This window comes from Paenibacillus sp. 2TAB26 (assembly GCF_052115145.1).
GTDB lineage: Bacteria > Bacillota > Bacilli > Paenibacillales > Paenibacillaceae > Pristimantibacillus.
This window is the reverse complement of sequence record NZ_JBFRGC010000007.1, coordinates 166,015-179,866: the sequence shown is the minus strand read 5'-3', so window position 1 is coordinate 179,866 and position 13,852 is coordinate 166,015. Positions and strand designations below refer to the sequence as shown.

The 13,852-nt window shown below is 43.9% G+C and carries 9 protein-coding genes and 1 pseudogene; 4 read left to right on the top strand and 6 right to left on the bottom strand.

The genetic code is table 11. The annotated features are described in order from the left end of the window. Positions 1–140 precede the first annotated feature (140 nt). On the top strand, positions 141–869 hold the full coding sequence (locus AB4Z50_RS09610) for a LysM peptidoglycan-binding domain-containing protein (RefSeq protein ID WP_441878301.1): 729 nt from the start codon (positions 141–143) through the stop codon (positions 867–869). A gap of 175 nt (positions 870–1,044) precedes the next feature. On the opposite strand, the gene AB4Z50_RS09605 is transcribed toward AB4Z50_RS09610, so the two are convergent. Beyond that, positions 1,045–1,839: an SDR family NAD(P)-dependent oxidoreductase gene (locus tag AB4Z50_RS09605; RefSeq protein ID WP_441878299.1), complete on the bottom strand. Its 795-nt coding sequence runs from the start codon at positions 1,837–1,839 to the stop codon at positions 1,045–1,047. Positions 1,840–2,060: 221 nt separating this feature from the next. On the opposite strand from AB4Z50_RS09605, the gene AB4Z50_RS09600 reads away from it, so the two are divergent. Continuing rightward, complete coding sequence (locus tag AB4Z50_RS09600) at positions 2,061–2,714, top strand: TetR/AcrR family transcriptional regulator (RefSeq protein ID WP_441878297.1); 654 nt, start codon at positions 2,061–2,063, stop codon at positions 2,712–2,714. 157 nt (positions 2,715–2,871) lie between these two features. On the opposite strand, the pseudogene AB4Z50_RS09595 reads toward AB4Z50_RS09600, so the two are convergent. Together AB4Z50_RS09595 and AB4Z50_RS09590 are read right to left on the bottom strand one after the other, a co-directional pair. Further along, positions 2,872–2,985, bottom strand: a pseudogene (locus AB4Z50_RS09595) (SDR family NAD(P)-dependent oxidoreductase); the annotation flags it as partial. A gap of 27 nt (positions 2,986–3,012) precedes the next feature. After that, the gene (locus AB4Z50_RS09590) at positions 3,013–3,756 is read right to left on the bottom strand and encodes an SDR family NAD(P)-dependent oxidoreductase (RefSeq protein ID WP_441878295.1); all 744 of its coding nucleotides are present in this window, start codon (positions 3,754–3,756) and stop codon (positions 3,013–3,015) included. A gap of 197 nt (positions 3,757–3,953) precedes the next feature. Between AB4Z50_RS09590 and AB4Z50_RS09585 the strand changes: the two genes are divergently transcribed. Further along, complete coding sequence (locus AB4Z50_RS09585; RefSeq protein WP_441878293.1) at positions 3,954–4,874, top strand: LysR family transcriptional regulator; 921 nt, start codon at positions 3,954–3,956, stop codon at positions 4,872–4,874. Here AB4Z50_RS09585 and AB4Z50_RS09580 read toward each other — a convergent pair. The 3 genes from AB4Z50_RS09580 to AB4Z50_RS09570 form a co-directional block, all read right to left on the bottom strand. Continuing rightward, positions 4,858–6,180: a D-arabinono-1,4-lactone oxidase gene (locus AB4Z50_RS09580; protein WP_441878291.1), complete on the bottom strand. Its 1,323-nt coding sequence runs from the start codon at positions 6,178–6,180 to the stop codon at positions 4,858–4,860. The genes AB4Z50_RS09585 and AB4Z50_RS09580 overlap by 17 nt on opposite strands. Then, positions 6,168–7,388 (bottom strand): amino acid deaminase/aldolase, encoded by a 1,221-nt coding sequence (locus AB4Z50_RS09575; protein ID WP_441878289.1) that lies wholly within the window; start codon positions 7,386–7,388, stop codon positions 6,168–6,170. The genes AB4Z50_RS09580 and AB4Z50_RS09575 overlap by 13 nt, the downstream gene beginning before the upstream one ends. A gap of 180 nt (positions 7,389–7,568) precedes the next feature. Next, positions 7,569–8,426: a class II fructose-bisphosphate aldolase gene (locus AB4Z50_RS09570; RefSeq protein ID WP_054025684.1), complete on the bottom strand. Its 858-nt coding sequence runs from the start codon at positions 8,424–8,426 to the stop codon at positions 7,569–7,571. A gap of 408 nt (positions 8,427–8,834) precedes the next feature. Here AB4Z50_RS09570 and AB4Z50_RS09565 point away from each other — a divergent pair, with 408 nt between their 5' ends. Then, positions 8,835–13,691 carry an S-layer homology domain-containing protein gene (locus tag AB4Z50_RS09565; RefSeq protein ID WP_441878287.1) on the top strand — a complete coding sequence of 1,619 codons (4,857 nt, stop codon included), beginning with the start codon at positions 8,835–8,837 and terminating at the stop codon, positions 13,689–13,691. Positions 13,692–13,852 lie beyond the last annotated feature (161 nt).

Sequence of the window (13,852 nt, the reverse complement as noted above, 5' to 3'; positions counted from 1 at the left end):
AAGCCATAATCAGCATATAGTATCCCATGTCCTCATCCGTGCAGGGTCTACAGTGATAAATATAGTCAATAGCCCAATCGCATACTACTTTCTTTACGTATAGTTATTAGGTGAATACCTATATTAAGGAGGCAACACCTATGTTCTATTCGATTCCTTGGATATCAGATCCACGGCATCAACCCTCTTTCTTTGCAAGAAATGCTGCTTATCCAGGTACTTATCCTTATAACCCATACACATGGCAGACGAATTTTATCCCCTATAGGCAAACGCCTAAACCATTTTTTAGAACGAAATGGGGTAACGTACAAAGTAATACATGTATAAGTAAAGCCGAAGTAGAATTAAACCAAACTTTCCGAACGCTCTGGGAGCAACACGTCGCTTGGACGAGGATGCTCATTATTAGTATTGCGGAAGGCTTGCCTGATGAAGCGTTAGTTACCGAGCGTCTCCTCCGTAATCCCACAGACATGGCCTCCGTTTTTAAATATTATTACGGAGATACGGTAGCTTCTCAGTTTGACCGTTTAATGAGAGAACATCTTGTTTTGGCTGCACAGCTCGTTAAAGCTGCGAAGGCTGGCAATAATCAAGCAGCTGCGGAAGCAGAAAAGAAATGGTATGCCAATGCAGATGAAATCGCTGGCTTTATGAACAGTATCAACCCCAATTGGCCGAAGTCAGCCTTGGAGAACATGCTGCATGAGCATCTTCGCATGACCAAAAATGAAGCCGTATTTCGATTATCCAAAAATTATGAATCTGACATCGAAGCCTTTGATCAAATTGAGAAACAAGCACTGGATATGGCGGATGCATTTACAGCTGGCATCGTCACGCAATTCCCCCATGCATTTCAATAACTAACAGAATGTGAATATAAGCCAGCTTCTTTGTTGTTAAAAATGAGAGAGCACCCGCTTGGGTGCCTTTTCACTTTAAACCAATAATATAACGTTAGGGGTATGATCAGGTTAGTTGAGGCCTTGGCCTCATAAGGAGTCCGTTCTTCCACCACAGATAACGAACTTCACATTTTTATTTTAAAAGTACACGCGGACGCAGCATCCGCTCCACAATACGAAGCATTTGTTTGCTTGTTAAAAAACGAGATGCTTGAGCTGTTATGAAGTTTTTGATCCCAGCAACAGCATAAGGCCGACCAGCCTCTAATGAGCGAAGCGCCACTTGTACAACATGTTCTGGCGTATCGCGCTTTCCGACAGATGCCTCTTCTGCTCCTACAACGCTGAAGAATGGGGTTTCCGTTGAACCTGGACATAAAGCAAGAAATTGGACACCGCGTTTGCGGTTTTCTTCCCAAAGTGCCTGTGTAAACGACAGTACAAAAGATTTGGTCGCTCCATACACCGCCATATACGGATCCGGTTGAAATGCTGCAGTAGAAGCTACATTAATGACGATACCGCTCCGTTTTTTAAGCATATCCGGTAAAAACAAATGAGTAAGATCCACAACTGCAACTACGTTGAGCATCACTTCTTCATGTACTCGGCCACTAGGCAACTGATCAAACCATCCATGGCTAGCAAATCCCGCATTATTAATTAATATATCTATGCTAAGTCCACGTTTTAGGCATTCTTGATATAGCTTCGCGGGCGAGCCTTCTTTGGATAGGTCTGAGACGATAACCTCCGTTTGAATGCCATGTTTCTTGCTTAGTTTCTCAGCTAATGCAACGAGCTTAGATTCCGAGCGTGCGGTTAAGATCAAATGGCTTCCTTTAGCAGCCAATTCATGAGCAAACGCTTCTCCTATACCCGAAGAAGCACCTGTAACCAGTGCCCACTTGTTTTGTACTTGTATCATTGTCTCAACCCTCTCAGATATTAAGTTTTCATATAGAAACATTGTTTCCTAATGAAACCATTGTATTTAATTACCCGCTTAATGTCAACTTACTGATCAAAAGTCATGATTGTTGTTAACGCGACACCCATTTTAGTTGGTGTTATGTAATTAAAAATAGTAAAATGAATGTCAGGAAACATCGTATCTCGAAAAAATTAAAGGTCTGAGGGTGAAGTTAGATGAACAATCCTTCCGATATGCCTTTCACAGATAACCGTACTGTTAAAACCTATCAGGAAACGAGACTACAGCATACCGAGAATTTAAGACAAAACGTTGTAGAGGCAGCTGCAAGTATTTTGCAGGAACATGGCCCAGAGGCGGTTACGGTTCGGCGAGTTGCTGAGAAAATGGAATGTTCCACTAAAATCATTTACAACTTATTTAATAACAAAGAAGGTTTAGCTAAGCAATTATTTTTGGAAGGCTGCAAGCTGTTAGCCAAGTCCTTTGACTCGGTGCCAAAACAAGCAGACCTAGAGAAATATCTTCGTGACTTGAGTGAAGCTTATTGGAGTTTTGGACAATCCTATACAAGCTACTATATGTTGATGTTTGGCGGAGCTTTTAGCGAATTCAAACCGGAAGAGGAAAGTTTAAAAGCGACGATAACTGCTTTGCAACAAGTTATAAACACGATCGCTGAGGCAATAGAGCTAGAACTGATAGCCGAAAAAGACCCGATACTTGTTGTTCATGTGGTTTGGGCTTCATTACACGGAGTCATCCACCTTTACTTAGGTGGTCATATTCAAAGTGAAGCGATGGCGAAAACATTATATGACAGGACGGTGTCCAATTTAATTCAGACATTCTTTCGGCACGCTAGTTGATTAAAATAATACCTTTCTCTATTTAAGGCTAGACAAAAAGTAAGGGCACCCACGCTTGGGTGCCCTTACTTTTTTTATTTATCTCGCAGTAGCCCCGCCATCGAGAATGAATTCTGCCCCCGTTGAGAAAGATGATTCATCGGATGCTAGAAAAACGACCTGCAACGGAGGAGACATTGATGACCGACCCGCCGCCTTTCTTCGCCATAAGCGGCATCACATGCTTCATCCCAAGAAATACGCTGGTGACATTGATGCTCATCATGCGATTAAACTCGTCCATTTAATGAAATACGAATTAGACGGCTGTGTAGCCGCCATCAACAAGCAGGCTGGCACCTGTTATAAATGAAGCATCATCGCTGGCAAGGAACAAAACGGCTTTACCGACTTCTTCAGGTTTGCCAAGGCGTTTCATCGGATGCAAATCGATAAGATGCTGCGTAATCGCTTCATTCCGTCCTGCGATAAGCGGTGTATCAATGTATCCTGGGCATATTGCATTGACTCGAATGCCTTTAGTTGCATAGTCCGCACTCAGCGACTGTGTCAAAAGCTTAACGCCGCCTTTCGCAGAAGCATACGCAGTAACATTTGCTTTGCCAACGTGGCTATGGATGGAGCCGCAATTTACGATGGAACCGCCTGTGCCTTGTGCAAGCATTTGCTTGATTGCATATTTATCACAGAGAAATACGCCTGTTAGATTGATATCAATGGTTCTATTCCAGGCATCTAAGCTTAATAGATCAGCAGGCCCGTCCTTAGCTATACCTGCGTTTGCAAACAGAACATCCAGCTTGCCATATTTGTTCACCGTCTGGGATACCATATGAATGACGTCGTCCTCGTTGGACACGTCCGTTTTTACAAACAAGGTATCAAAGCCTTCTGTATTCAACTGATCGGAAACGCCCTGCCCATGATCAGAAAAATCCGCAATGACCACTTTCGCCCCTTCTTCGGCAAATAAGCGGACGGTTACTTCGCCAATACCGCTTGCACCGCCTGTAACAATAACAACTTTATCTTGGAATCTCATGTTATCAACACTCCTTCTTATGATTCGAGCCCATAACGGTCTCGATTACGTTGTCCACAATCCGCCAATCTCACTCTTACTTTATAAGTACAAGTTTCTGTACCTTGATTTCATCTTATCATTGATATAAGTTAAGATAAATTTAAACAAATTGAATAATACTTAAGAAAAACTAAAACAAAGGAGATAGGTCATTCATGAATATCGAAAAGCTGGAGTATCTTGTTGAAGTTGTAAAAACGGGGTCAATCTCGGCTGCCGCTCAAAATCTTCATGTCACCGTATCGGCTATTAGCCAAGCGATTTCAAGTCTAGAATCGGAATGGGGGGTTGTTATCCTCAAGCGATCTCGGTCAGGAGCAGTACCAACAGCCGAAGGAATTGTCATTATAAAGAAGGTGTATGAAGTTCTTAACAAGTACAAAGAGCTAGTCGAGACCACGCAGGGCTATTCTAATTCTGTACAAGGCCATTTGCGATTCGCCACCATTCCCGGCCATGCTTTTCTGATTGAGAATGCCGTCATGGATTTTAAAAAGGATTATCCGCAAATACGAATGGAGATTTTCGAGAAGGGCTCTCAGGAAATTATCGACGACATTCTGCATAATCGAGCCGACTTGGGTTTTATTATTTTGTTTGAGAATCGCCTTGTTGAAAATATCGGACTGTCCATTGAACGCTTGATGAGTGTAAAGATGGTTGCTGCAGTAAGCACACAGTCTCCATTGGCGCTTAACAAAACGATTACGCCAGAGGAAATTATGCAGCAAACGATCGTCTTGTATAATGATGATTATGTGAAATGGTTTATGGATGACTTTCAAGCCAAATATGGCGCGGTGGATATTTTGTTTACGACAAACAACCCGAATTCGATTGGCAGGGCACTCCTAAATCATCATGCCGTAACCATCGGCCTTGATTACTCTTTTGTGAGTGATTTGTCCATTATTCGGGATCAATCGGTCATTTTGGAGCTTGATTTAACAGGCCAAGGCGCTGTTTATTTAGGTCTTATTCAGCCTGAAGGACATCACTCTACCCCGATCTCAAAGAGCTTTATTACCCGGCTTAAACATGATCTAGCGGATGTAAAAGCTAATTTTGAGTCGTAAACAACTCTCGCAAATAAGGGCTCATGAACAAATCATGAGGGTCCATTTGCTTTCTTATTTCGGCAAATTCCTGCCACATCGGATAACGCTTAATTAAATTGGCAGCCTTGAGCGTATGCATTTTACCCCAGTGGGGTCTGCCTTCATAACGAAGAAAGATTTGCTCCATCACTTCAAAATAACGTTTGTACGGCATGCCTTTATACATATGGACTGCTATATAAGCAGAATCGCGGCCATACGCGGGACTAAGCCAGATTTCATCAGCCGCCACATACCGGCACTCAATAGGGAAATGAACATGGAATCGCTCACGTTCCATTGCCTCTCGCATTTCACGTATGACCGACGTCATGGCTTCTTTCGGCAAGCTGTATTCCATTTCATAAAAACGGACGGTTCTTTCTGTCGCAAATATGCGGTGGCTATAATTCGCTTTCGTCGCAACGGGTACACTTGATGCACTTAACCTGCTTATGGCAGCACTTGCTGTGGGGATCATCTTACAAAGCCCTGATAGTAAGCCAAACAATGTGTTTTCAATTAGCTTTTCGTTTACATATTCAATCCATTTGTTCGTAGGTATGGGCGCATCCGTCTCATTCATCAGTTTGACCTGACAAGTCTCCGCATATGGAAACCAAAAAAACTCAAAATGCCGGTTATCCTCTACAAGATTCGGCAATTGCGTCAAGCAGTCCGTCAAAGCCATACGTTTGCTCTCATAGGAAAGTACATAAGAGCTCCTTAAACGGAGCTTTACCTGAACAATAATGCCTAATGTGCCTAATGAAACCTGTAATGCTCGAAATACAGCCGGATGTGACTGCAGCGTATATTCCAGCACTTCTCCTAAGCCGTTTACGACCGTTATGCCAATCACCTGTGTAGCTATACTTCCTAAGCGCAGCCCTGATCCGTGAGTTCCTGTACTAATCGCACCTGCAATCGACTGAACATCTATATCGCCTAGATTTTCCTGCGCTAGTCCTTCTTCATGCAACAGCTCGCCTAACCGCTTCAGCTTCGTTCCTGCCCAGACGACAGCCGTCTGCTCGTCAGCATCTACACTCACCACTCCTTGCAGCTCGTCAAGCGATACAAGCACCTGATCAGAAGCCGCAACCGCCGTAAAAGAGTGCGCTGACCCTACAACGCGCAAATAGTTGCCTTTCTTCAAACACTCATGACGAACGATTGCCACTACTTCATCTATCGTCTTCGGATGCCGAATAAGCTCAGGAGCGGCAGTGACTGACCCCGACCAATTTGTCCAGCTTTTCCGATTCGCTTTCATAGGAAGCATTCCCCTTCTCCGCGGTAGGTTAAGTACTCATCAACAATGCCTTCCCCAGTTATCGCATACAGCTTCGGAAACCGTTCACATAATTCCCCAGCCTTCGCATGCCGGAAAAAGATTGGATCTCCCAGCTCGAGAGCCAAACCGCTCGGACAACGAAGCGGCGTCTGCACCTCACCCGCGCCTTCTAACGAAATCAACGATAGGCCTTCAGGCAAATGCGGCTGCGGCGCTTTTTCCGCGCTAACAGCACCTGAAGCGGTGTAACCCCCGCCCAAGCAGGTTACCATATCTAATCTAGGCTTCCGCACGACTTCCACCGCATATCCAGCAGCAGGCAAATACTGAAAACCAGCATAATGATCGAACAGCGTAGGACAATAAAAACCGGAGCCCACGGTAATTTCCGTTACTCCCCGCTCCAATTTGGAGCTGCCTATACTCCCAGTGCCTCCAGCGTTTACAAAGCGCAGTTCCCCGCCTAACGCGTGAATACCTTGCAGCACTTCCTCACGCCTTTCAGCTACTTCTCGAATTGAACGCCGCTTCAGATGGCGGATAAATGAATTTTTTAACCACTGTCCCGAGACTTGATCCCCTACCCCAGCAATTTGCGCCTCGTAGCCCATTACACCGTCCAGCCTTACCCATTTGGATTGCATAATCCGTTCGACAATCGGTTTAGCCAGTGCCCATGTGGTTACCGGTGATCTCCATATGCCAAAATGCAGTCCTGGATAGTTTGCAGACATATCAATATCCAGACAAAGCGCTGCCTGTACGCCAGTGGCTGCTGCAAGCCGCTCGATATGCTCCACATGCTGAATGGAATCAACCATAAATACAACCGTTCGGCCACTAGCTGCAGCTTCTAACAGAATTGAAATTTCGCGCGGCTCCCAAGCGGGATAACCAAGCAGCAAATCATCAAAGCCATGCCTCAGCAGAAAAGCCGCCTCTCTTGCCGTATAACACATGATACCTTGATACACTTTGTCTGAATGAAGAATACGTCGAAGAACCTCCACAGACCTTATTGATTTACTTGCGACACGAATTTTCTTGTCACCCGCCGCAGCCGCTATGGCTCTGCTATTCGCATCCAATAAATCAAGATTTACATAAGCAAAAGGCTTCGCTGTCTGCGCAAAAATCCTTTTATATTGCTCATAGTGAGGGAGCTCGATAGGCCATTCTCCATTCTGTTTATGCATGTTTATTTTCACATTATATTCCTCGTTTCTGATTGAAATCCTTTTTATTTGCTGGCGCTCAGCTTGCCGGGAATGTGAGCAGCCTTGCGTTTGCCGCAAATCCGATTACAAAAAAAAGAGCTGTCCTTCTCCCGCCAGCGGCGTTTGAAAGACAGCTCTTTTTGTATATTCGAAAATGACTTACGCTTTGTTGGATGAACCAAACTCACGCATTTTGCCCATAACGGTTTGTTTGATTCCTTCGCGACCTGGAGCAAGGAATTTACGTGGATCGAAAGCTTCGGAATCTGCGCTCAACACTTCACGAACGATTTTTGTGAATGTGATTTGGTTTTCTGTATTTACGTTGATTTTCGCTGTTCCTAGCGAAATGGATCTTTTGATGTGCTCAGTTGGGATACCTGTGCCGCCATGCAATACTAGTGGCAATTTGATTGTTTGGCAAATTTCTTCCATTTCTTTGAAGCCTAGGTTTGGTTCACCTTTGTAAGGACCGTGAACAGAACCAAGTGCAGGAGCAAGGCAGTCAATACCAGTACGTTGTACTAGCTCGAAGCACTCCTTAGGATCTGCATAAATAACGCCTTCAGCTATTACATCGTCTTCTTGTCCGCCAACTGTACCTAGCTCAGCTTCAACAGAAACGCCGCGCTCGTGCGCGTATGCAACAACCTCTTGAGTCGTTTTTACGTTTTCTTCAAATGGTGAGTGTGAAGCATCGATCATAACGGATGTAAATCCAGCATCGATCGCAGCTTTACATTTTTCAAAGCTAGAACCGTGATCCAAGTGGATCGCAACAGGAACTGTAATTTTCATTTCTTCAATTAGTGATTTCACGATTGCAGTTACAACTGTGAAACCTCCCATGTAACGAGCTGCGCCTTCAGAAACGCCAAGGATAACCGGGGATTGCTCTTCTTGAGCAGCGCCTAGAATGGCTTGTGTCCACTCCAAGTTGTTGATGTTGTATTGACCAACTGCATAGCCTTCTTTTAACGCTTTGTTCAACATTTCTTTCATTGATACCAATGCCATATTAAAATCCTCCTTAGAGTTTAACTAACTATTTTTAATCATGTAAATGCCTGATTATATTGTGACAATTATCACTAATGCATAGTCAGGACCATTAACATTCTGAATACCCGATACTTCTTTATCAATCACCCAACTATTGTACATCTTTATCCTTTAATAAATCAACTTATTTTGCCCCTAAATAACGAACACTTCCCAGCTGCAATCGCTTACACATAGGTTTTTCATCATTTTTTTCTCGAAAATAATAAACTGAAGCAATAAAGTAATTTTATTCATGATTTACAAGTGCTGATCAACATATCAAGGGATGTTTAGAGTTTGTACAGAGCAGGATGGTATAATTAGGAATGTGCGAATTAGCATATTTTTACAAATTGATGACCACAACCAGGAGGAAAAATCATGCATGTTGATCATCTACACAAAGATTCATTTTTTAGAAGGATTTTATTAGTTGTTACTTCCTTTATTTTGGTACTCTCAGCGGCGCCGATAACGCCTGTGCTGGCGAGCTCCGAGCCGGACTCGCTGCCAATCTATGTCGGCTGGCAAAATTTTAATCATACCGGTCCTACTGCAGTTGTATCTAATGATGCGACCAGAGTGCTGAGCTTCCCGGCTATTCCGGGCCGAAATAACACCGCCACAACAGCGAACGGACGATTAAGAGTAGTGCCGGTTACGAATGATTCAAGCGGCATCGTCGTTCGTACAAATAAAATTAAGCTTGACGGCGGCTTTAGCACTTATTTTGTCATGCATTTGAATGGAAGCACTTCGTTAAATAATTTAAACTTTCCGGGACCCGCTGATGGTCTAACCTTTATTATTCAGGATAATCCGACTCCTGTTCTAGGCGGGGTAGGCGAAGGCGTAGGCTATGCCGGTATTCCAAACTCCGTAGGTGTAGAGTTCGATACGTGGAAAAACCTCGGACCTCATAAGGGAATTCAATACAATGATCCCAACACCCCTTTTAATCGCTTAAATCAATATCATCCGATAACGAATCCAACCGGCCCTACTGCCGATCATGTCGCTATTGTAATGAATGGCAACAACCATCATCAACAGGGCAGTGGCGACGTTATTGATAATTTGCAAGGAGCCAACTTCCGTTTGTACGATTACGCCGCAAGCGATGCTTACGTTCATGTTTGGGTTGATTATGATGATAATGGACTTCTTACTACAACTTATGGTCTAAGTGATGATCGAACGAATGCGGATAACAGATCACTGACTCGTAATGTCGGCACATCCCTTATGAACAAAGAGGTATATGTAGGCTTTGGCGCGAGTACAGGGGGAGCCAACTCCCATCATGATATTCTGGCATGGTATTTCAAAAACTCCTACGTTGACGGAGGACTAAAACCCAACGGAAATTACAAGCAAGGACCAAGTGCAGTTACAATCAATAAAGTATTCTCCACAGGTGTTGGAACACAGACGGGTATTGATATCAAGGTCAACGGCATTAGCAAAAGTGATAACTTACCTAATGAAAAGGTTGATATTTATGTTAACAATCAATTAGTAGATGGCGAGTATAGTACAAATAGTGAGGGCGTGCTTGTTTATACCTTTGATGATTCGAGTCATCTGCAGGCCGGTAATAACAATATTACTGTAATCACCAGTAACGGAGGCACTTCTGCGAGCAGCTCAGCGATTATGACTGAGGCGCCTGTGGCAAATGACATTGTGTTGTCCTATACGGCTAATGGCATTGTGACGATTGATGGCGTTCCGAATGGAGTAGCCGTAACCCTATACGACGACAATCATGAAGTCATTGCAACTTCGTCAATTGCAACGAACGGAACGGTTCGCTTGACATTGACCGACGATGGCAAGGATATACTAGCTGGCGCCAGCCAAATTGATATTTCATATGCAAAAAATGGTGAAGTAGCCAGCAACGTAACAGCAGTATCTCCTATTTTACGGAGCAGTGCGCCTGAAAAAGAGAAAATCACTACGAATGTACCCAAAAACACAGTAACCGTTAAAGACGTCCCACCGGGCTCGACTGTTAAAGTGTATGGTGACGATGACGAGCTCATCGGTACAGCAACTAACAACGGCAATGAAGAAACAGAAGTGGTAGTCACTATTGATCCGCCAACTAAGCTTCAAGAAGGTGACATCATTAAGGTTACAATTACAGAAGAAGACGGCAAGCCAGAAAGCGAACGAGTAACAAGCATAGCGAAGCTGGAGAGCGACCCGTTGGACGAGAAAAAAATCACAACAAACGCAACGAACAATACGGTAACGATTAAAGACGTACCGCCAGGTACAACCATCAACGTATATGACAAGAACGGCGAGGTTATTGGAACAGCTACTAACACTGGCACGGAAGCAGATATCGTAGTTGAAATTAAAGAACCGCATACGCTTGTGGCAGGAGACAACATTAAAGTTACAGTTACTGAGACAGGTAAGCTCGAAAGTGAGCCAGTGTCTAGCGAAGCGAAGCTTGACAGCGTGCTTGACACAAATAACGTTAAAACGAACGCAACAAATAATACCGTAACCGTCAAGGATGTACCGCCGGGTGCAACCATTCTAGTATACGACGAGAACGGTGATGTTATCGGTAAGGCTACAAATACAGGCACATCAAAAACAGCCGTTGTCGTTACTATTGAACCTACAACCGCGCTTGCTGAAGGCGATATTGTAAAAGTTACGATCACAGAAGACGGTCATCTGGAAAGTAAACCGATATCGAGCGAAGCAAAAACGGAAAGCGCGCCGCTTGAGAGTAACAATGTGGAAACAAACGCAACGAAAAACGCAGTAACCGTTAAAGATGTACCACCAGGTGCAACTATCAACGTATATGACAAGAACGGCGATGTTATTGGTACAGTTACAAACACGGATACGTCCATAGCTACCGTTGTAGTTAACATTGAAGCCCCGCATGTACTTGGTGAGGGAGACTTGGTTAAGGTTGCAATTGCAGAAGTTGGAAAGCTGGAAAGCCCATCCACTTCTAGCACAGCAAAAATAGATAGTGGCTCACCGGAAAGTTCAAAGGTTAAAGCAAGTGTATCGAATGGCAGCGTTAAGGTAGTAGAGGTGCCTGCTGGGGCGACCATTATTGTATACGACGAGAATGGTACAGAGTTGAAACGTGCGGTAAATGCCGGAGAAGAGACGGGAACCGTTGTCATCGGAGGACTTGACCTTGAGCCTGGAACCAAAATTCAAGTGACATTAACGGAAAAAGACAGATATGAAAGCAAGCCCTTGCTTATAACGGTCGAATTCACGACAGACGAAGCCATTGATGATGCACTGAGGGCCCTGCAAATCGGTTACCAAGCAAACGATACATGGGAGAGTGTTACGCTTCCTGTACTCATTGTAACAACAGGGGCAAATGAAACGATGATCGATTGGACTTCCAACAAGCCAAGTTCAATTGAAATTTCATTGCCTGAGAATGGATCAATCAAGACACTTGTTCATCGTCATGCAAAGGATGAGAGTGTTATACTCACCGCTTCCGTTTCTAAAAATGGTGTAAAGAAAACCCGCACATTCCTGTTAATTGTCAAAGCCGAGAACCTAACAAAGACAACAATCGAGAATTATCGACAAGTCCCTGTTGTTGGCGGCTCAGACAACGAGGTGAGTGAGCCGGTTGGCATTAATCGTGTTATGTTATCAAATGGAGTAAAAATTGACAAAGCCATTTTTGATCCGGCAGCAGCAGCAAGGTTTATTAATGATCTTAGAACAAAAAACGGAGTATCAACTGTATTTGTTGATGAGGTTGCAGGAGACGAACCAGGTGAGATTGCTGTCGAAATTCCTGGACAATCTATAAGACTGTTAAACACCAACCAAAATACGTTGGATATACGTACAGAATATGCAACTATATCCATCGCTGCAAATGTTATTGACCGCATGGCAGATCGTTATCTTGACTTGTTTTTCCGCTTAATTCCTGTAAAAGATGCTGGTCATCAAGCGGAATTAAATACCAGCATTGTGAATGAGACAGTTGTCAGAGCAGCAGCTGGAAGCCGAAATGTTGCAGTGATCGGCTCCTCCTTGGAAATTGAAACAAACTATCGCGATTACACAACAACACTGTTCTTACCATTTGCAAAAAACGGAATCACCGTACCTGCAAGCAACTACGACAGCTTTTTAGATTCGCTGCGAATCTTTGTAGAGCATAGCGATGGAGAAAAAGTGGTAATGAAACCTGCCGTTGTGTACAGCGGTGATACTCCAATTGGGCTAGAGATTGAAATTGACAAGTTTAGCATTTTCTCCGTTATTCAGTTAACAGAACGGTCGACAGGTGAAAGCACCGTCATACCCGCTCAGCCTGTGACGGAGCAAGTGAAGAAGACCACCATCGATCCAAAAGCGGGAACCATTGTTCTTGATCTAGTTGATGGCAGCGGTAAGGTGGACACATCAGGCTTTATAGTAAAAATTAGTGGCAAGGCAGTGGAAATAAAAGACGTTAGAATGGATGGCAATCAAGTTATTATTCAGCTGAAGAATCCTATTCCCGTTGGTTATGAAGCAACCGTATCTTATAAGCCGGGCAGCGGCTTCACAGGCACTTTGAAGTCTTTCACTGACCTGAACATTGCAAACCCTGGCCATCATAATGCTTATATTAAAGGCTTCCCTGATGGCACATTCCGCCCGAATAACACGATCACGAGAGCGGAGATGTCGGCTTTACTAGCACGCAACAAAAATTTACCTAATGTTTATGAATACCAAAAGCTCTACCCAGATGTTGCAAAAGGCTTCTGGGCCGCAGCTAACATCGAGCAGCTACAAGATATTGGATTAATGATTGGCGATAAGCAGGGCAACTTCCGGCCAAATGACCGCATAACGAGAGCCGAAATGGCAATGATTGCGGCCAAATGGTTAAATGCTGATCTTAACGGACCATTCACGAACACATTTGAGGACGTATCTGATCAGCACTGGGCTGCAGCAGCTATTGCCGCTGTAAACAAAGCGGGGGTTATGATCGGTTTTGAAGATGGCTCGTTCGGTCTGAAGGAATATGTAACACGTGCGCAAGCAGTTACCATTATGAACCGTTTGCTAGGAAGAGGACCGCTTACAGGCGTGACAACACCATCTTGGCCGGATGCGACTTCTGCTCACTGGGCATTCGAGCATATTGAAGAAGCTTCAAAAGATCACTATTATACGTATCTTTCGGATGGTAAAGAGCTATTATTTAAGCAATAGCACCATCCTGTCGCTATTGAAGTGGATTCAAGCTCGACAATTCATTCATACTCAAAAGCCAAGAAAATGCTGGGTTATAACTAGCATATTTCTTGGCTTTTCTCTTACTGCACAATCAACATGAAGGACTGTAAAGCCGTGTCAAAGTCAAGATAAGCGTC

Excerpts from the sequence above, each read along its gene's own strand:
- AB4Z50_RS09610 (WP_441878301.1), top strand. The coding sequence starts at position 141 with ATGTTCTATTCGATTCCTTGGATATCAGATCCACGGCATCAACCCTCT.
- AB4Z50_RS09605 (WP_441878299.1), bottom strand. The coding sequence starts at position 1,839 with ATGATACAAGTACAAAACAAGTGGGCACTGGTTACAGGTGCTTCTTCG.
- AB4Z50_RS09600 (WP_441878297.1), top strand. The coding sequence starts at position 2,061 with ATGAACAATCCTTCCGATATGCCTTTCACAGATAACCGTACTGTTAAA.
- AB4Z50_RS09590 (WP_441878295.1), bottom strand. The coding sequence starts at position 3,756 with ATGAGATTCCAAGATAAAGTTGTTATTGTTACAGGCGGTGCAAGCGGT.
- AB4Z50_RS09585 (WP_441878293.1), top strand. The coding sequence starts at position 3,954 with ATGAATATCGAAAAGCTGGAGTATCTTGTTGAAGTTGTAAAAACGGGG.
- AB4Z50_RS09580 (WP_441878291.1), bottom strand. The coding sequence starts at position 6,180 with ATGCTTCCTATGAAAGCGAATCGGAAAAGCTGGACAAATTGGTCGGGG.
- AB4Z50_RS09575 (WP_441878289.1), bottom strand. The coding sequence starts at position 7,388 with ATGCATAAACAGAATGGAGAATGGCCTATCGAGCTCCCTCACTATGAG.
- AB4Z50_RS09570 (WP_054025684.1), bottom strand. The coding sequence starts at position 8,426 with ATGGCATTGGTATCAATGAAAGAAATGTTGAACAAAGCGTTAAAAGAA.
- AB4Z50_RS09565 (WP_441878287.1), top strand. The coding sequence starts at position 8,835 with ATGCATGTTGATCATCTACACAAAGATTCATTTTTTAGAAGGATTTTA.